Annotated in this window: 17 protein-coding genes and 7 tRNA genes; 9 read left to right on the forward strand and 15 right to left on the reverse strand. The window is 71.4% G+C overall.

Annotated features, from left to right (window positions below; translation table 11 throughout):
* Positions 1 to 48: 48 nt before the first annotated feature.
* The 4 genes from ACIHCM_RS28355 to ACIHCM_RS28370 all read right to left on the reverse strand — a co-directional run bounded on the left by ACIHCM_RS28355 (position 49) and on the right by ACIHCM_RS28370 (position 4859).
* On the reverse strand, positions 49 to 609 hold the full coding sequence (locus ACIHCM_RS28355) for an HIT family protein (RefSeq protein ID WP_399901631.1): 561 nt from the start codon (positions 607 to 609) through the stop codon (positions 49 to 51).
* 405 nt (positions 610 to 1014) lie between these two features.
* Positions 1015 to 2991 (reverse strand): threonine--tRNA ligase, encoded by a 1977-nt coding sequence (gene thrS / locus ACIHCM_RS28360; RefSeq protein ID WP_399901634.1) that lies wholly within the window; start codon positions 2989 to 2991, stop codon positions 1015 to 1017.
* A gap of 90 nt (positions 2992 to 3081) precedes the next feature.
* A complete protein-coding gene (locus ACIHCM_RS28365; protein ID WP_399901637.1) occupies positions 3082 to 4296 on the reverse strand; it encodes a hypothetical protein in 1215 nt (404 codons plus the stop codon).
* Entirely contained in the window at positions 4293 to 4859 is a 567-nt protein-coding gene (locus ACIHCM_RS28370) for a DUF4365 domain-containing protein (RefSeq protein WP_393102918.1), read from the reverse strand. Before ACIHCM_RS28370 ends, ACIHCM_RS28365 begins: the two co-directional genes overlap by 4 nt.
* A 188-nt stretch (positions 4860 to 5047) precedes the next feature.
* Between ACIHCM_RS28370 and ACIHCM_RS28375 the strand changes: the two genes are divergently transcribed.
* Positions 5048 to 5773: a 3'-5' exonuclease gene (locus ACIHCM_RS28375; RefSeq protein ID WP_399901641.1), complete on the forward strand. Its 726-nt coding sequence runs from the start codon at positions 5048 to 5050 to the stop codon at positions 5771 to 5773.
* 54 nt (positions 5774 to 5827) lie between these two features.
* Here ACIHCM_RS28375 and ACIHCM_RS28380 read toward each other — a convergent pair.
* The 4 genes from ACIHCM_RS28380 to ACIHCM_RS28395 form a co-directional block, all read right to left on the reverse strand.
* Positions 5828 to 5899 (reverse strand) — tRNA-Val (locus ACIHCM_RS28380).
* Between the two features lie 39 nt (positions 5900 to 5938).
* A complete protein-coding gene (locus ACIHCM_RS28385) occupies positions 5939 to 6397 on the reverse strand; it encodes an SRPBCC family protein (RefSeq protein ID WP_399901643.1) in 459 nt (152 codons plus the stop codon).
* A 348-nt stretch (positions 6398 to 6745) separates the two neighbouring features.
* A tRNA-Val gene (locus ACIHCM_RS28390) sits at positions 6746 to 6817 on the reverse strand.
* Between the two features lie 78 nt (positions 6818 to 6895).
* A complete protein-coding gene (locus ACIHCM_RS28395; protein WP_399901645.1) occupies positions 6896 to 7348 on the reverse strand; it encodes a TIGR02611 family protein in 453 nt (150 codons plus the stop codon).
* A gap of 191 nt (positions 7349 to 7539) precedes the next feature.
* Between ACIHCM_RS28395 and ACIHCM_RS28400 the strand changes: the two genes are divergently transcribed.
* Positions 7540 to 7953 carry an SsgA family sporulation/cell division regulator gene (locus ACIHCM_RS28400; RefSeq protein WP_004002642.1) on the forward strand — a complete coding sequence of 138 codons (414 nt, stop codon included), beginning with the start codon at positions 7540 to 7542 and terminating at the stop codon, positions 7951 to 7953.
* A gap of 413 nt (positions 7954 to 8366) precedes the next feature.
* Positions 8367 to 8927 carry a CGNR zinc finger domain-containing protein gene (locus ACIHCM_RS28405; RefSeq protein ID WP_399901648.1) on the forward strand — a complete coding sequence of 187 codons (561 nt, stop codon included), beginning with the start codon at positions 8367 to 8369 and terminating at the stop codon, positions 8925 to 8927.
* 93 nt (positions 8928 to 9020) lie between these two features.
* Here the strand turns inward: ACIHCM_RS28405 and ACIHCM_RS28410 are convergent, their stop codons facing one another.
* Together ACIHCM_RS28410 and ACIHCM_RS28415 are read right to left on the reverse strand one after the other, a co-directional pair.
* Positions 9021 to 9173 carry a hypothetical protein gene (locus tag ACIHCM_RS28410; RefSeq protein ID WP_189699665.1) on the reverse strand — a complete coding sequence of 51 codons (153 nt, stop codon included), beginning with the start codon at positions 9171 to 9173 and terminating at the stop codon, positions 9021 to 9023.
* A gap of 161 nt (positions 9174 to 9334) precedes the next feature.
* Complete coding sequence (locus ACIHCM_RS28415; RefSeq protein ID WP_399901652.1) at positions 9335 to 9781, reverse strand: hypothetical protein; 447 nt, start codon at positions 9779 to 9781, stop codon at positions 9335 to 9337.
* A gap of 186 nt (positions 9782 to 9967) precedes the next feature.
* Between ACIHCM_RS28415 and ACIHCM_RS28420 the strand changes: the two genes are divergently transcribed.
* Entirely contained in the window at positions 9968 to 10483 is a 516-nt protein-coding gene (locus tag ACIHCM_RS28420) for a DsbA family protein (RefSeq protein ID WP_399901655.1), read from the forward strand.
* Positions 10484 to 10494: 11 nt separating this feature from the next.
* On the opposite strand, the gene ACIHCM_RS28425 is transcribed toward ACIHCM_RS28420, so the two are convergent.
* Genes ACIHCM_RS28425 through ACIHCM_RS28435 form a run of 3 tightly spaced genes read right to left on the reverse strand, consistent with a single transcriptional unit; the run spans position 10495 to position 13237 of the window.
* Complete coding sequence (locus ACIHCM_RS28425; protein WP_399901658.1) at positions 10495 to 11319, reverse strand: GNAT family N-acetyltransferase; 825 nt, start codon at positions 11317 to 11319, stop codon at positions 10495 to 10497.
* Positions 11320 to 11372: 53 nt separating this feature from the next.
* Positions 11373 to 12194 carry an aminotransferase class IV gene (locus ACIHCM_RS28430; protein ID WP_399901661.1) on the reverse strand — a complete coding sequence of 274 codons (822 nt, stop codon included), beginning with the start codon at positions 12192 to 12194 and terminating at the stop codon, positions 11373 to 11375.
* Complete coding sequence (locus ACIHCM_RS28435) at positions 12191 to 13237, reverse strand: chorismate-binding protein (RefSeq protein WP_399901664.1); 1047 nt, start codon at positions 13235 to 13237, stop codon at positions 12191 to 12193. Before ACIHCM_RS28435 ends, ACIHCM_RS28430 begins: the two co-directional genes overlap by 4 nt.
* A 178-nt stretch (positions 13238 to 13415) precedes the next feature.
* On the opposite strand from ACIHCM_RS28435, the gene ACIHCM_RS28440 reads away from it, so the two are divergent.
* The 5 genes from ACIHCM_RS28440 to ACIHCM_RS28460 all read left to right on the forward strand — a co-directional run bounded on the left by ACIHCM_RS28440 (position 13416) and on the right by ACIHCM_RS28460 (position 13906).
* Positions 13416 to 13488: transfer RNA gene (locus ACIHCM_RS28440), tRNA-Gly, on the forward strand.
* A 39-nt stretch (positions 13489 to 13527) separates the two neighbouring features.
* Positions 13528 to 13601 (forward strand) — tRNA-Cys (locus ACIHCM_RS28445).
* Position 13602: 1 nt separating this feature from the next.
* Positions 13603 to 13674 (forward strand) — tRNA-Val (locus ACIHCM_RS28450).
* 42 nt (positions 13675 to 13716) lie between these two features.
* Positions 13717 to 13788, forward strand: a tRNA-Val gene (locus ACIHCM_RS28455).
* Between the two features lie 46 nt (positions 13789 to 13834).
* A tRNA-Val gene (locus ACIHCM_RS28460) sits at positions 13835 to 13906 on the forward strand.
* Between the two features lie 60 nt (positions 13907 to 13966).
* Here ACIHCM_RS28460 and ACIHCM_RS28465 read toward each other — a convergent pair.
* Both ACIHCM_RS28465 and ACIHCM_RS28470 read right to left on the reverse strand, forming a co-directional pair.
* On the reverse strand, positions 13967 to 14242 hold the full coding sequence (locus ACIHCM_RS28465; RefSeq protein WP_399901667.1) for a zf-TFIIB domain-containing protein: 276 nt from the start codon (positions 14240 to 14242) through the stop codon (positions 13967 to 13969).
* Between the two features lie 80 nt (positions 14243 to 14322).
* Complete coding sequence (locus tag ACIHCM_RS28470) at positions 14323 to 15276, reverse strand: phosphotransferase enzyme family protein (protein ID WP_399901670.1); 954 nt, start codon at positions 15274 to 15276, stop codon at positions 14323 to 14325.
* Positions 15277 to 15461: the final 185 nt, after the last annotated feature.

The raw sequence follows: 15461 nt of genomic DNA on the forward strand, positions 1-15461 counted from the left end.
GGTGGGACGGATGCCAGGCAGGCGGCGTACCACCACCGGACGGCGGTCTCACGCCGTCGGCCAGGCCTCCGCCAGCATCTTCCTGGTGTCGGCCAGCAGCTGCGGCAGCACGCGCGTGTGCCCCACCACCGGCATGAAGTTCGTGTCACCGCCCCAGCGCGGCACGATGTGCTGGTGCAGATGGGCGGCGATGCCCGCGCCGGCGACCGCGCCCTGATTCATGCCGATGTTGAAGCCCTGGGCGCCCGACGCGGTGCGCAGTGCCGTCATCGCCTGCTTGGTCAGCGCGGCCAGCTCCGCCGTCTCGGGCTCGGTGAGGTCCGTGTAGTCGGCGACATGGCGGTAGGGCACGACCATGAGGTGGCCGCCGTTGTACGGGTACAGGTTCAGCACCGCGTACACCTGCGCGCCGCGCCGGACGACCAGCCCGTCCTCGTCGGACTTCGCCGGGATCGAGCAGAACGGGCAGCCGTCGTCGGCCCCCGGACCGGTGGGCTTGTTCTCGCCCTGGATGTACGCCATCCGGTGGGGCGTCCACAGGCGCTGGAACGCGTCCTGCGTCCCCACTCCGATCTGCTGCTCCGGCTCACTCGTCATGCAAGGCAGCATATGGCTTCGCCCATTCGCGGCGTGTCGCCGGGGCTCGCCGAGCACGGCCCGTGGCCCAGCCGGGCCGGTGGACGAGGCCGCTGTCCGAGGGCCGGCCACGCCGATGGACGAGGACGGCCTCCAGGCCCGGCCGGACGGAGAGACGACGGTTCACGTCCCGGACTCAGCCGGGCCCGCGGACGAGGTCGCCCGCCAGATCCCGGCCGGGCGGGGGGGAGGACGGCCCACGCCCCGGACCCAGCCGGGCGGAGGAACGAGGGCCCCGCTTCAGGCCCAGCCGGGCGGAGGGACCACGACCCACCCAGGCCCGGCCGGGGCGCCACACCGAGCGTCCCCCCGGCCCTCGCGTCACGACGAAGGGCCCCAGGAGGCTGACGGCAGCGTCCCGGGGCCCTTCCGGGTGCGTCAGACCTGCGTACGCTCCTCGACGACCTGCGCGATCTTGGCGATGGCCTCGTCCACGGGAATGCCGTTCTCCTGGGAGCCGTCGCGGTAGCGGAAGGAGACGGCGCCGTTCGCCATGTCCTCGTCTCCCGCGATGACCATGAAGGGCACCTTCTGCTTCTGGGCGTTCCTGATCTTCTTCTGCATCCGGTCGGACGAGGAGTCCACCTCGACCCGCAGCCCCTTCTTCTTCGCCGCGGCGGCGAACTTCGCCAGGTACTCGACGTGCGCGTCGCCGATCGGGATGCCGATCGCCTGGACGGGCGCGAGCCAGGCCGGGAAGGCACCCGCGTAGTGCTCCAGGAGCACCGCGAAGAACCGCTCGATGGAGCCGAACAGCGCCCGGTGGATCATGACGGGACGCTGCTTGGAGCCGTCCGCGGCGGTGTACTCCAGGTCGAAGCGCTCCGGCAGGTTGAAGTCGAGCTGGATGGTCGACATCTGCCAGGTGCGACCGATGGCGTCCTTGGCCTGCACGGAGATCTTCGGCCCGTAGAAGGCGGCGCCACCCGGGTCCGGGACCAGCGGCAGCCCCTGCTTCTCGGCGACCTGGCGCAGCGTCTCGGTCGCCTCCTCCCAGGCCTCGTCCGAGCCGACGAACTTCTCCGGGTCCTTGGTGGACAGCTCCAGGTAGAAGTCGGTCAGGCCGTAGTCGCGCAGCAGGCCGAGGACGAAGGTGAGCGTCTTGTCCAGCTCCTCGGACATCTGCTCACGGGTGCAGTAGATGTGCGCGTCGTCCTGTGTGAACCCGCGCGCGCGGGTGAGGCCGTGCACGACGCCGGACTTCTCGTACCGGTAGACGGTGCCGAACTCGAACAGCCGCAGCGGCAGTTCGCGGTACGACCGGCCGCGTGCGTCGAAGACCAGGTTGTGCATCGGGCAGTTCATGGGCTTGAGGTAGTAGTCCACGCCCTCGTCGAGCTGCATGGGCGGGTACATGCCCTCGGCGTACCAGTCCAGGTGGCCCGAGGTCTCGAAGAGCTTCCCCTTCGTCGCGTGCGGGGTGTAGACGAACTCGTAGCCCTCCTCCTCGTGGCGGCGCCGCGAGTAGTCCTCCATCACCCGGCGGATGATGCCGCCCCTGGGGTGGAAGACGGCCAGGCCGGAGCCGATCTGCTCCGGGATGGAGAACAGGTCGAGCTCGCTGCCCAGCTTGCGGTGGTCCCGCTTCTCGGCCTCGGCGAGGAACTCCAGGTAGGCCTTCAGCTCGTCCTTGGACGGCCAGGCGGTGCCGTAGATCCGCTGGAGCATCGGGTTCTTCTCGCTGCCGCGCCAGTAGGCGGCCGCGTTGCGCATCAGCTTGAACGCCGGGATCAGGCGGGTCGAGGGCAGGTGCGGACCACGGCAGAGGTCCTTCCAGCACAGCTCGCCGGTCTTGGCGTCCAGGTTGTCGTAGATCGTCAGCTCACCGGCGCCGACCTCGACGTCCGCGCCGTCGTCGCTGGACGCGGAGCCCTTGAGGCCGATCAGCTCCAGCTTGTACGGCTCGTCGGCCAGCTCCTCGCGGGCGGCCTCGTCGGTCACCACCCGGCGCGAGAACTTCTGCCCCCGCTTCTGGATCTCCTGCATCTTCTTCTCGACGGCCTTGAGATCCTCGGGCGTGAACGGCTTCTCGACGTCGAAGTCGTAGTAGAAGCCGTCCTTGACCGGCGGGCCGATGCCCAGCTTGGCCTCGGGGAACAGCTCCTGCACGGCCTGCGCCATGACGTGCGCGGTGGAGTGGCGCAGGATGTTCAGGCCGTCCTCGGAGGAGATCTCGACGCCCTCGACCTCGTCGCCGTCGCCGAGTGCGTAGGTCAGGTCCTTCAGCTCACCGCCCACGCGCGCCGCGATGACGGAGCGCTCGCCGGCGAAGAGGTCGGCCGCCGTGGTGCCCGTCGTCACCGTGCGCTCTTCCCGCTCGGAATCGCGTTGGATGATCACACGGACGTCTGACACCGGTCTCTCCTGACTGAAGGTGGAAGCGGCGCCGTACCGAGAGCGCGCGCAATAAGGGATCGTACCGACCCCGGACCACCCCAGGCGAAATCATTCCCCGCCGCACGCCTCCTCGAAGAAGTCGAGGTTCTCCTGCAACGACTTCAGCAGCCGGTCCCGCTCCGCCTCGTCCACCTGCACCGGTACGACCCCGGAGGCGCCGGTCAGCCTGCGGAAGCCGCCGCGGCTCTCCAGCCGCCCGTGCACCCGCACCGGCAGCCCGACGAGGTGGGCCTGCCCGGCGATCCGGTAGTCCTCCTCGTCCAGGGTGAGCCGCACGTGCGGGATCTCGGCCCCGGCCAGTACCCGCAGCCGCACCGTCCCCTCCCCGCGCCGCTCCGACCTGCGCATCCGGACCACCTCGCCGGTGATCCGCACCGGCACGGACGGCTCCTCGCGCAGAAAGCGGGCGCCGGCCTCGCGCAGCACCGGCAGGTCGCCCGGCGAGAACTCGACGGCTTCGCCGGGGGCGGCGCCGCCTTCGGGCGGACCGGCGCCGGGCGCCCACTCCACGGCGACGCGCGCCCCCTCCGTGCCCCGGACCAGGGTGACCAGGGCCTCGGTCAGCTCGCGGCTCACACCGGCTTCCACGGCCCCGTCGAAGGCGTCCATGCCGTCGGTGGCGCGCTGGTAGTCGATGGCCTCGCGGACGGCGTAGAGGGCCTGATGAAGGCGCAGGGCGAGCGGGCGGGCGGGGTCGACCGGGACGAAGGCGGTGAGGCCGCGGCCGCCGGTCGCGGCGCCGACCAGCACGCTCTCCAGCATCACGGCGGCGGCGCGCCTGTGCCGGGCACCGTAGTAGCCCGCACGCGCGCGTGTGGCGAGCGCCCCGGCGAGCAGCGTCTGGCGGGCGGCGGAGCGCAGCTGCTCCTCGACGGCCCAGGGCGCCGCCCCCGCCGGTCCGGCGGGTACGTCACGCCACCAGCGGATCTCGTCGCTGGGCACGCTCAGCCCGACGAGCACCTCGCGCGCCGACGGCATGGCGCTGCGGGAGAGGGCCAGCAGCGCCTCGCCGAGCAGGTCCTCGCTGTCGGGGAAGGCCCGGCTCTCCGGCACGAGCAGGCTGGTGCCGGACGCGCCGGGTCCAGGTGGTGTCCAGCGGCCGTAGCGCCCGGGGGCGCCGCCGCGCCGCTGCCAGCCGTGCCGGTGCAGCAGGGCGCCGAGCACGGCGGGGTCGACCTGGCCGGGCTCGGGCGGCTGGTCCCAGGGAGTCTCCGGGTGCGGCCGCACGGGCCGCAGGTGCTCGTCGAGCGGACGGTGCCTCATGGTCTGCCTCCCGTCCCGACCCGCGTCATGATCTCGCACAGCGCCCGGTCGTCGAAGATGCGTGCGGTCGGTATGCGGACGTTGGTCCGGTGCCGGCCGGTGACGGGGTGGCCGGCGAGGTTGACCCAGTAACAGCAGTGCCTGAGGTCGAGCCGGTCGTGGCTGGCGCGCAGCCAGTCGTCCTGCGAGCGCGGGACGAGCATCACGACGAGGATCTTGTGCACCGAGACCGGGGTGCGGGCGAGTTTCGCCAGGTGGTCGTTGTCGAGCGTGAAGGAGAAGAAGCGCCCGGGCGGCTTGGGTGCGATCTGGTACGTGGCCTTGAGCTGCACCTTGATGGTGACCTCGTCGTCGACCGTGTGCCCGGGGGCGCTGTGACTGACGTGCCAGTCGATGCCGTTGTCGGGAAAGGGCTGGGACAGGGAGCAGCCGGCGGCGGCCGCGACGGCGTGCAGATAACCCACCTGCAGTGTCTCCATGCAGGCGGTGGTGGCGAGTGAACCGCGATGGGGGCCCGTGCGTTCGGGCAGCAGCCCGCCCCGCTCGGGCTGCGCTATCGCCATGGCCGGCAGCCTTCCAAGCAAAGTGAATTTCCCCGCGCCGGGCCGTGCCCGCGGGACATGCCGCTGAACTGCGCCGACCCGTACTTCTGTTGTCTCCCACCGGCGTACGGCGCAAACAGCCCGGGTATCACCAAACGGGCAGAAGACGGTGCGTCAGCTGCCGTGGGTGAACGAGGAGTTGTGTAGGTATGACGTGCTGGTACGAGGGCCCGCTGGCGGCATTCGACACAGAGACAACGGGCGTGGACGTCGAGACCGACCGGATCGTGTCGGCCGCCCTCGTCGTCCAGGACGCCCCTGGCACGCGACCCCGGATGCACCACTGGCTGGTGAACCCGGGCGTGCCCGTGCCCGCCGAGGCGACGGCGGTGCACGGGCTGACGGAGGATCACCTGGCGCGCAACGGCCGCTGGCCGGCACCGGTGATGCATGAGATAGCCACCGAGCTCGCCGAACAGGCGGGCACCGGAAGGCCGTTGGTGGTGATGAACGCACCGTTCGACCTGACGCTGCTGGACCGCGAGCTGCGCCGGCACCGCGCTTCGTCACTGAGCCGCTGGTTCGAGTCGGTGCCCCTGCTGGTGCTGGACCCGCGGGTCCTGGACAAGCACCTGGACCGCTATCGCAAGGGCCGCCGCACGCTCACCGACCTGTGCGAGCACTACGGCGTCCCGCTCGACGGCGCGCATGACGCGGCGGCGGACGCGATGGCCTCCCTCGAGCTGGTGCGGGCCATAGGGCGCCGTTTCGCGTCCCGGCTGGAGCGCCTGTCCCCGGCCGAGCTGCACACCTTGCAGGCGGTCTGGCACGCGGCGCAGGCGCGTGGCCTGCAGGCGTGGTTCGCGCGCACCGGCAACGAGGAAGCGGTGGACCCGGCATGGCCCCTGCGGCCGGGGCTCGCGGCGGCGGCCTGACCGCCCGGCGCACATGAAAGAAGCCGGTCCGCCATGGCGGACCGGCCTTCCCGGTGGGCGATACTGGGTTCGAACCAGTGACCTCTTCGGTGTGAACGAAGCGCTCTCCCACTGAGCTAATCGCCCGGGAACGCACTGAACAATACAGGTGCCCCGGCGCTTCCTTCAAACCGCTTGGGGATCGCGGCCCAAGTACGCCAGCAGTCCTCGCCGTCCGGCCCGCATCATCAGCCGGTGGTTGACACGGAAGACCGGCCTCCCCGGCACGGCGAACCGCCGCAGCAGCGGCTTGTTCACGTCCACCACCTGGTCGTAGCGGGCGAGACACCCGCTGCCCGCAGCGGTGACCGTCCAGCGCGCCCAGCCCTCGATGTCGCCGGACATCACGATCTCCAGCACCCCCGCCCCGGGATCCCGGCGCACCTCGCGCGCGGTGAAGGTCATGTCGTACGGGAGGAGCGACCGGATCCGGATCACGCCCGTGGTGGTGTCCTTCCGCTGGACCTCGCGCACCTGACGCCACCAGCGCGGGTACTCCTCGGGCCGCTCCAGCACCCCGTACACGGCGGCGGGTGCGGCGGGCAGTGACCACAGACTGCGGAAGCGGTAGTGGGTCCAGTCCATGCACCGAGTCTGCCCGTAAGGGGACATTCCCGTACACCGTCCGAGTACGTTCTGAGTACGCGTACTCATGGCGTGCCTGGCGGCCTGGACGACACTCCAGAACAAGCGCCGCCGCCCGTGCGGCGGCGCTCTTCGGCAATTGCGGCGGTGCCTCTCAAAAGCCTTCAGGACAATGAAGAGTGACGCTGTGTCGGATCCGGTGGATCCTGAACCAGAGGTCGAGAAGAACACCCCGCCGGTCGTACTTCCTGAGAAACGCGACGGAATTCCGGAAACCGGCGACGCCGCCGCGGCATCGGGACACGACAACGGCCCACCTGCTGTCTCGCAGACGGGCCGTGTTCCGGGTGGGCGATACTGGGTTCGAACCAGTGACCTCTTCGGTGTGAACGAAGCGCTCTCCCACTGAGCTAATCGCCCGGGCGCAGGAAGAACATTACCCCATGTCAGGGGCTGCGGGTGACCACGGTCGGCCGCCCCCGCACCCCGCTCCGCGGATCACTGGTCCTTGATCTTCCACGGCATCATGAAGCCGAACTTCCAGACGTAGAACCCCACGATCGCGGCCACGACCACGCAGCCGATCGACGTCAGGATGATGTTGCGCCGACGCACCTTGGGATCGAGTGCGCGCTGTGCCGCCTCGGTGACCTTGCGCTTCGTCCAGCGCAGCACCAACTGGGCCCAGACGAACTCGGTCGCCCAGATCGCCATGCCGCCGAAGATGATCACCCAGCCGGGACCCGGCAGCGGCAGCAGGATGATGCCGGTGACCACGACCGCGAGACCGACGAGGAAGACGCCCACCTGCCAGCTCACGTGGAGCAGGCGCCGGGCCTTGATGAACTCGGGCGCCCGGGAACCGAGCGCACGCTCACCTTCCGCCCGATGCGTCCCCGTCTCGTCGGCGGCCACGGCAACCTCGCCAGCCTTGCTACTCCCCGTATTCATACGGCCAAACCCTACCCGAACGATTCCGGTCACCGGAATGGGCGCATCGGACGAACAGGTTCTCGGCCGGAAGAGTTACGTAAACACACGCAAAACCCTCAGAGGGGTTTACAACGGCACCGTAGGTGGCATGTCGATTTCGCCGACGTGCGAATCCCCGAGCGCACACTGAGCGAAAGGCCCTGGCGCTTATGAACACCACGGTCAGCTGCGAGCTGCACCTGCGCCTCGTTGTGTCGAGCGAGTCCTCCCTGCCTGTCCCCGCAGGCCTGCGGTACGACACGGCCGACCCCTACGCCGTGCACGCCACCTTCCACACCGGAGCCGAGGAGACCGTCGAGTGGGTGTTCGCCCGCGACCTCCTCGCCGAGGGGCTTCACCGGCCCACAGGAACCGGCGACGTCCGTGTCTGGCCGTCGCGCAGCCACGGTCAGGGCGTCGTCTGCATCGCCCTGAGCTCCCCCGAGGGGGAAGCGCTGCTCGAGGCCCCGGCGCGGGCCCTGGAGTCGTTCCTGAAGCGAACCGACGCCGCCGTGCCGCCCGGCACGGAACACCGGCATTTCGACCTCGACCAGGAGCTCTCGCACATCCTGGCGGAAAGCTAGGTCGAGGCCCCCACCAAGCTGCCCGGCCGTCCACTCGGGGAGACGGCTCGGGCCTGTCCGGCGGATCGGGCCGGAGCAGGCCACGGCGCTGATCGGTCACCGTGAAGCCGCCAGGGCCCGTCTCCGGCACGATCCTCCGGGCAGGCCCCATGGCGCCCAGGACAACCTCATACGGCACACAGCGACGCTGCCACCGCACATCCTGCGGAGGCGGCGCCGGTCTGCGTGGAAGCCGCTCCCCCGGCGCTCGGCGACGCCCCCCTGGCCCGTCGGGAACCGTGGCGCGCCCGGCCGCGTTCAACGAGCAGGCGCGGGCCCGGTGCCTCCGGAGCCGGTGGGGCGGTGGCCCGGAGCCACTACCATCGGCCAGCATCGGCGGGCGCCCGCCCGACCACCAGGCCAGGGAGCGAAACGTGCTGATCACCCACGACACCCGGTGCGCGCTCGACACCGTGGTCGATCTGGTGAACACCGCACCGGAGGACGAGACGACGCCGGACGGGCTGCCGGATGTCGCGGCGCTCGCGGAATTCGTACGAAACCACGAAATCAGCGACGTCCGGGTCCTCTCGGAGCTCGACCTCTCGGCGGTGCGCAAGATCCGCGGCCGCTTCGCGGGGATCTTCGCGGCGCCGGACTGCCGGGCCGCGGCGGGGATGATCAACGAACTGGTCGCCGCCGCCGGCACCACGCCCCGCCTCACGGATCACGACGGCTACGACTGGCACGTGCACTACTTCGCGCCCGGCGCCTCCGTCGCCGACCACCTGGCGGCGGACTGCGGGATGGCGCTGGCCTTCTTCGTGGTCGCGGGCGAGCAGGAGCGGCTGCGGCGCTGCGAGGCGCCCGACTGCCGGCGCGCCTTCGTCGATCTCTCCCGCAACCGCTCGCGGCGCTACTGCGACAGCCGCACCTGCGGCAACCGTCTTCACGTGGCCGCCTACCGGGCGCGCCGGAAGGAGGCGGCGGGCTGACGCCCGGCCGCGATCACGGCCTCCGGGCCGATCAGCGCAGTGTCGATGCCGACGCGGTTCCCGGCGGGTGGCGCCGGGGACCGCGCGTACGGCTCACAGCAGGAACAGATCGTGCAACGCAGCCATGAGCAGCAGACACCCGATCACCGCAAGGAAGATCATCAGCGGTGGCTGGGAAAGGGCGAAGAGGCACCCGCGCGGCTCGTCCTTCGGCGGCGCGGCATCGCTCTGTGTCGTGTCCAGCATCTCGCGGCGATGATGACGCAGGTGGCGGCCCCCACGCGATCAAGACGCACGGATGTGCGCGAGTTCGCCGAAATCCGTGATCACCTGCACGTCTGTGGCGCGAGCCGGACAGCTTCCGATCACCCGGAGCGTCGGGTCGTTTCAGACCGCCATGACGGGCGTCAGATGCCGTGTTTCTTGAGGATGGCCTCGATGTCGCTGAAGTCGTCCGCGGCGTCCGCCCGGGGCGCGGCCTGCGGCTTGGTGCGGGTCTGGGGGGCCGGGCGGGATGCCGGGCCGAGGGAGGGCGCCGAGGCCTGCGGGGCCACCGGGTCGTGCGGGCCCGCCGTGGCCACCGCGCGGCCCTCGCGTCCGCGTCGCCGCTCCACGGCCCGTGTGGCCGCGAACAGCAGCCAGGCACCGCCGAGGACGCCGAAGCCCGCCCACGCCACCGGGCTGAAGGCGGTGTCCGCGGCCCACTCCACGACACCGGTCATCACCAGTCCGAGAGGGACCAGCGCATAGGCCGCGATACGGGTGGCCGTGAGGAAGCGCCTGCGGAACGCCGTCACCGCGGCGATGCCCAGGCCGGCCGCGGCAACGGCGGAACACACGGTCTCGGCAATCATCCGGTCCTCCAGGCAGCCTCGGGCGGGCGGTGCGCGTCGCCTCCTCCATCCTGCACCTCCCGAACCCCGCCAGGCCATGCCCCGCCCGGACATCAGGGACATCTCCGGGTCGGCTCCTCCGCAGGTGCACGCATGAGGGCCCCGAGCCGATTGGGTCCGGTGCGCCGGTGCTGGAAGACTGGCCCCATGAACGACTCCACCGCCCGCCCCGCGCCCGTCCTCGACGTCTGGTGCGAACTGCAGTGCCCGGACTGCCGCAGTGCCCTGGACGATCTGCGCGCCCTGCGCGCCCGTTACGGCGACCGGCTCGAACTGCGGCTGCGGCACTTCCCGCTGGAGAAGCACAAGCACTCCTTCGCCGCCGCGCAGGCCGCCGAGGAGGCCGCCGAGCAGGGGCAGGGGTGGAAGTACGTCGAGGCGGTGCTGGCCCGGGTCGAGGAACTGGACCGTGAAGGGGAAGCCTTCCTGGTCGAGGTGGCGCGGGAACTCGGCCTGGACGCCGAGGAGTTCGACACCGCGCTGATCGACGGCCGGCACATCCTGATCGTCGACGCCGACCAGGCCGAGGGCAAGGCGATCGGCGTGACCGGCACCCCCACCTACGTCATCGGCGGCGAGCGCCTCGACGGCGGCAAGAGCCAGGAGGGGCTGCGCGAGCGCGTCGAGGAGATCGCGGACCGGCTGCTGGCCGGGCAGGACTGACGCCCGGGCCCTCAGAGCAGGGTCTTGTAGAAGGTGCGCCGGGTCGTCTCGTAGCCGAGTGACTCGTAGAGCCGTTCGGCCGGGGTGTTCCCGGCGAACACGTTGAGGCCGAGGACGTGCAGGCCGGCCGCGATCGTCTGGCGCTCGGCGAGCAGCATCAGCGTGCGGCCGTGTCCTCGTCCGCGGTGGGCCGCGTCGGTCTCCACGTCGAAGACGTAGGCCTTGTCGTCCTGCAGCGCCACCCACAGGGTGCCCACCCGCGTCCTGTCGTGTTCCAGGACGCTGAACAGCATGTCGTCCGTGGCCACTCCGTCCGGCAGGAGCCGGTCGTGGTCGTCACGCGCCTTGGCGTACGCCTGAGCCTCGGGGACCCCCCGCTCGATCCAGGTGCGCGCGTAGTGCTCCGACTCGTGCACGAGCCATGCGGCGAAATCGGCCTCGGTCATGGGCCGCGCGAGACTGCCGGCGGGCAGTTCGGGCGGGGTGTCGCCGAGGTGCTTCTCCATGCCGCGGTTTCGCGGGACGTAACCGAGCGCCGTGATGAGCCGGAGCGCCGCCTCGGCGTCGCCGGGGACGGCCGCCTCGATCTGCCGGCAGCCCCAGCCGCGCGCCACCTCCTCGGCGGCGAGCGCGGCGACCGTGCCGCGCCCGCGCCGGCGGTCCGGCTCCTCGATGCGCAGTGCGAGGATCCGCGCCACCGAGTGGCCGAAGGCGGCTGACGTGCCGAGGTGTACCGCGCCGACGGGACGGCTGTTCACGCACACCTGGTAGTGGCGGGAGAGCGTTCCGTCGGCCGCGCGCTGAAGCGGCTCGGTGGGCCGCAGGGTGGTGGTCATCAGGGGTGTTCTACCCGGTCCTGACCCCCAGGTCTGCCGAATGTCCCGGCGTTCTACGGGTCGAGGTCGTCGCCCGACCGCTCCTCGAAGATCCGCATGGCCTTCGCCGTCACCGGGCCCGGGGCGCCCGGCAGTTCGCGGCCGTCGACACGGTGGACGGCCTGGACGTCCCGCAGCGTGGACGTCAGGAAGACCTCCTCGGCTCGTTCCAGCACGTCCAGCGGCAGGTCGGTCTCGCCGGCGCCGGTCCACTCGACCGTCAACGCGCGGGTGATGCCGGCGAGGCAGCCGGAGGAGACCGGCGGGGTGTGGATCTCGCCGTCGAGGACGACGAAGACGTTCGAGCCGGTGCCCTCGCAGAGCTGTCCTACGGTGTTGGCGAACAGCGCCTCGGAGGCGTCCTGTTCGTGGGCGCGGGCCAGGGCCACGACGTTCTCGGCGTACGAGGTGGTCTTGAGGCCGGTGAGTGCGCCGCGCTCGTTGCGGGTGAAGGGGACCGTGATCACGGCGGTGGAGTCGGGGCGGCGGCGGGTCTCGCCGACGGCGACGACCAGGGTCGGGCCGTGCTCGCCGCGGTCGGAGCCGAGCGGACCGTGGCCTCCCGTGTAGGTGATGCGCAGCCGGCCGAGCGGCATGGGGCCGGCCTCCAGCACGGCGGCACAGGCGCGGCGGACCTCGTCCAGGTCGGGGTCCGGCAGGCCCAGGCCACGGGCCGAGCGGGTCATCCGGTCCAGATGGCGGGTGAGTGCGAACGGCGTGCCCTCGACCACCTTGACCGTCTCGAAGATGCCGTCGCCCACGGTCAGCCCGTGGTCGAAGACGGAGACACGGGCGGATTCGGCGTCCTGGAGCCCGCCGTCGAGCCAGATCTTCACGATTGCAGTCCCTCTCCACTCACCTCGTACGCCCCCGACGCTACCGCGAGCAGCCGGGCGGCCTTCAGTTCGGTCTCCCGCCATTCACCCTCGGGGTCCGATCCCCAGGTGATCCCGGCACCGGTGCCGAACCGCAGCACACCCTCGGCCCGGTCGAACCAGAAGGTGCGGATGCCGACGGCCAGCTCACCGGTTCCCCGGTCGGCGTCGACCCAGCCGATGCCTCCGCAGTACGGCCCCCGGGGCGCCGTCTCCAGCGCGTCGATGATCCGCAGGGCGCTGGACTTGGGCGCGCCGGTGACCGAGCCGGGCGGGAAGGCGGCGGCGAGCAGCTCGGGCCAGCCGGCACCGTCGCGCAGTTCGCCGCGCACGGTGGACACCAGATGGACGAGCCCCGGATGCTTCTCCACCGCGCAGAGATCGGGGACGGTCACCGTGCCCGACGCACAGACCCGGCCGAGGTCGTTGCGGACCAGGTCCACGATCATCACGTTCTCGGCGTAGTCCTTCTCCAGCAGGTCGGCCTCGGTGCGGCCGGTGCCCTTGATCGGGCCGGACTCGACGATCCGGCCCGCGCGGCGCAGGAAGAGTTCGGGAGACGCGGTCGCCGTCTCCACTCCGTGCCCGGGCAGCCGGATCGTTCCGGCATACGGCGCCGGGTTGCCGCGGGCCAGCAGCGCCGTGAGCGCGTCGGGGTCGGCGTCCGGGGCGACGGGCGCGGACAGGACGCGGCAGAGGTTCGCCTGGTAGACCTCGCCGGCCGCGATGTGCCGCCGTATCCGGCGCACTCCTTCCGTGTACGAGGCGCGATCGAGGGACGACGTCCAGTCGCCGAGGGCCGGGCCGCGCCATGCGCCCGGCACGGGCGCGGGCACCGGCTCCTCCCGTACGTCCGCGAACCGCGCGCAGGTCAGACGGCCCTCGAAGTCGGCGACGACAGCCCAGAAACCGGTGGAGTCGAGGGCCGCGGGGTCGCTGGTGACGTCGAGCAGTCCGGTCGCGACGCGATCACCGAAGCGGGCGAGAGGTGGGAGGTCGAGCACGTTGTCGAGTCTATGGCGGGTGTCCCGCAGGTGGCCCGGCCGTGTCCTTCCAGGTGGTCCGGTCGCGTCCGTGACCAGGTGCAGCGCAGCACGCTGCACAAACGTGTTTTTGTACTGGCCCGGGAATCCGCTAGAGTTCATCACGTCGCCGGGCCGCGCAAGCGGACCGAAACGACAAGCGGACGTAGCTCAGTTGGTAGAGCGCAACCTTGCCAAGGTTGAGGTCGCGAGTTCGAGCCTCGTCGTCCGCTCGAAGGAATGAGGGGATCCTCCCGGTCCCCTACACTCCTGGTGGAGTGGCCGAGAGGCGAGGCAACGGCCTGCAAAGCCGTCTACACGGGTTCAAATCCCGTCTCCACCTCCAAGGACGATTAGCTCAGCGGGAGAGCGCTTCCCTGACACGGAAGAGGTCACTGGTTCAATCCCAGTATCGTCCACTGGATCTTCGGATCCTGGATCTTCTCGAAGGTCCGCACCCCGCGCGATTAGCTCAGCGGGAGAGCGCTTCCCTGACACGGAAGAGGTCACTGGTTCAATCCCAGTATCGCGCACGCAGTGCCCGCGATCGGCTCCGTGGAGTCATGACCGTGGTCCCGAGGACGATTAGCTCAGCGGGAGAGCGCTTCCCTGACACGGAAGAGGTCACTGGTTCAATCCCAGTATCGTCCACACACCGACAAGCCCCTGGCCGTCTCGTACGGCCGGGGGCTTCGTTGTGGTGTCGGCCGCTCAGCTGGAGAAGAGCATGTGGCCGAAGCTCTTGTGGCGACGCTGGCCGTGGTGACCGCCGTGCGGGGCGCCCCAGGCGGGCGCGGGCGGAACGGGGTACGCCTGCGCCGCGGGCGGGGGCGGCGGCGCCGGCTGGGACCACTGGGACTCCAGACGCGTCAGCGCCTCCAGCTCGCCGTAGTCCAGAAAGATTCCGCGACAGCCCGAGCACTGCTCGATCTGGACGCCGTTGCGGTTGTACGTGTGCATGGGTGCACGGCACTTCGGACACTGCATGGTCGGCTCAACTCCTCGCCGGTAGGTCCTGCTTCGTGTTTCGCCAGGACAGACTCTGTCCGGCTGCGGTCGGTTGCACCCTACTTCGCGAGGTTCCTCGGCAACTGGGCGGGGATGGAAGCCATTCGGGCACAGGCGTCGACGAGGGACTGCTCCACGTCGTCCAGGAGCCGCTCCGCGGCGAGGGCCTTGGTCACGGTCCGCGCGGCGGTCTGGACGGTGAGGGCGCGGGCCGGGACGTCCAGGGCGGGCCACGGGTCGCCCTCCGGTGGAACGGCCGGGCCGCCTGACGCCCGGTACGCGTCCAGGAAGCGGGTCCACTCGTCGGGCGGGAGGAGTCCGCAGGCGTACCAGGCGGCAGGGCGGGCCAGGTCCCAGGCGGCGGGGCCCACCCCGAGATCGTCCACGTCTATCAGCAGCCAGGGGCCCTCGGGGCCGGGGTGGCGCACGAGCTGGCCGAGGTGGAGGTCGCCGTGGCAGAGGGTGGCGGTGTCCGGCAGGGGGCTCTCGTCGCGGGCCCACGCGGGGAGGGTGGCCCATGCCCGGAGCACGGTGTCGGCTGCGGGGTCCGGTGCCGACGCGCGGAGCCGGGCGATCGCTCGCGCGGCCTTCGCGGGGCCGCGCATGGGAGGCAGTGGCACGGGAGGCGAGGTGCGGTGGAGGCGGGCGAGGAGGGTGGCGGCGGCCTCCCAGGGGGCGGCGTCCGGAGCGTCGGGGTCGACCGGACCGCCGTACGGCCAGAAGGTCACCGGCCTGCCGTGCAGGGTGACCGGGGTCGTGGTCAGCGGACGGAGCAGCACGCCGGGTATGCGGGCGGCCGTCGTCAGGCGGGCGGTGAGTGCGGCGGCGTCGGTGTCCGGGGCGTGGGCCTTGGCGACGGTGCCCGCGTGCCGGACGACCGTGGCGTCGGCGCGGTCGGCGAGCGTGACCACCGCTCCGCAGGCGCAGATGCCGGCGCCGGTGCCGGTGCCGGTACGCGAGTGGGCCGCGATCCTGACCCGGTCGGCCAGGTCGGAGAGCAGGGGTGGCGTCACAGTTCTTCCTCGAAGCGGGGCGGGTGCTGGGAGGGTACGTCGGTGGGGGCGGGGGTCTGCGACGGGGGTGCGGGGCGGGGGGGGGGGGGGGGCCCCCCCCCGGGGGGCCGCCGGCGCGGGGGCGGGGGGGGGGGCCGCGCGCCGCCGGGGGGGCGGGGCGCGGGGGGGGGGCGCGGCGGGGGGGC

This window comes from Streptomyces sp. NPDC052023 (assembly GCF_044548465.1).
Taxonomy (GTDB): domain Bacteria; phylum Actinomycetota; class Actinomycetes; order Streptomycetales; family Streptomycetaceae; genus Streptomyces.

Excerpts from the sequence above, each read along its gene's own strand:
- ACIHCM_RS28355 (WP_399901631.1), bottom strand. The coding sequence starts at position 609 with ATGCTGCCTTGCATGACGAGTGAGCCGGAGCAGCAGATCGGAGTGGGG.
- ACIHCM_RS28370 (WP_393102918.1), bottom strand. The coding sequence starts at position 4,859 with ATGGCGATAGCGCAGCCCGAGCGGGGCGGGCTGCTGCCCGAACGCACG.
- ACIHCM_RS28420 (WP_399901655.1), top strand. The coding sequence starts at position 9,968 with ATGAACGACTCCACCGCCCGCCCCGCGCCCGTCCTCGACGTCTGGTGC.
- ACIHCM_RS28415 (WP_399901652.1), bottom strand. The coding sequence starts at position 9,781 with ATGATTGCCGAGACCGTGTGTTCCGCCGTTGCCGCGGCCGGCCTGGGC.
- ACIHCM_RS28365 (WP_399901637.1), bottom strand. The coding sequence starts at position 4,296 with ATGAGGCACCGTCCGCTCGACGAGCACCTGCGGCCCGTGCGGCCGCAC.
- ACIHCM_RS28425 (WP_399901658.1), bottom strand. The coding sequence starts at position 11,319 with ATGACCACCACCCTGCGGCCCACCGAGCCGCTTCAGCGCGCGGCCGAC.
- ACIHCM_RS28395 (WP_399901645.1), bottom strand. The coding sequence starts at position 7,348 with ATGAATACGGGGAGTAGCAAGGCTGGCGAGGTTGCCGTGGCCGCCGAC.
- ACIHCM_RS28375 (WP_399901641.1), top strand. The coding sequence starts at position 5,048 with ATGACGTGCTGGTACGAGGGCCCGCTGGCGGCATTCGACACAGAGACA.
- ACIHCM_RS28385 (WP_399901643.1), bottom strand. The coding sequence starts at position 6,397 with ATGGACTGGACCCACTACCGCTTCCGCAGTCTGTGGTCACTGCCCGCC.
- ACIHCM_RS28400 (WP_004002642.1), top strand. The coding sequence starts at position 7,540 with ATGAACACCACGGTCAGCTGCGAGCTGCACCTGCGCCTCGTTGTGTCG.
- ACIHCM_RS28465 (WP_399901667.1), bottom strand. The coding sequence starts at position 14,242 with ATGCAGTGTCCGAAGTGCCGTGCACCCATGCACACGTACAACCGCAAC.
- ACIHCM_RS28410 (WP_189699665.1), bottom strand. The coding sequence starts at position 9,173 with ATGCTGGACACGACACAGAGCGATGCCGCGCCGCCGAAGGACGAGCCG.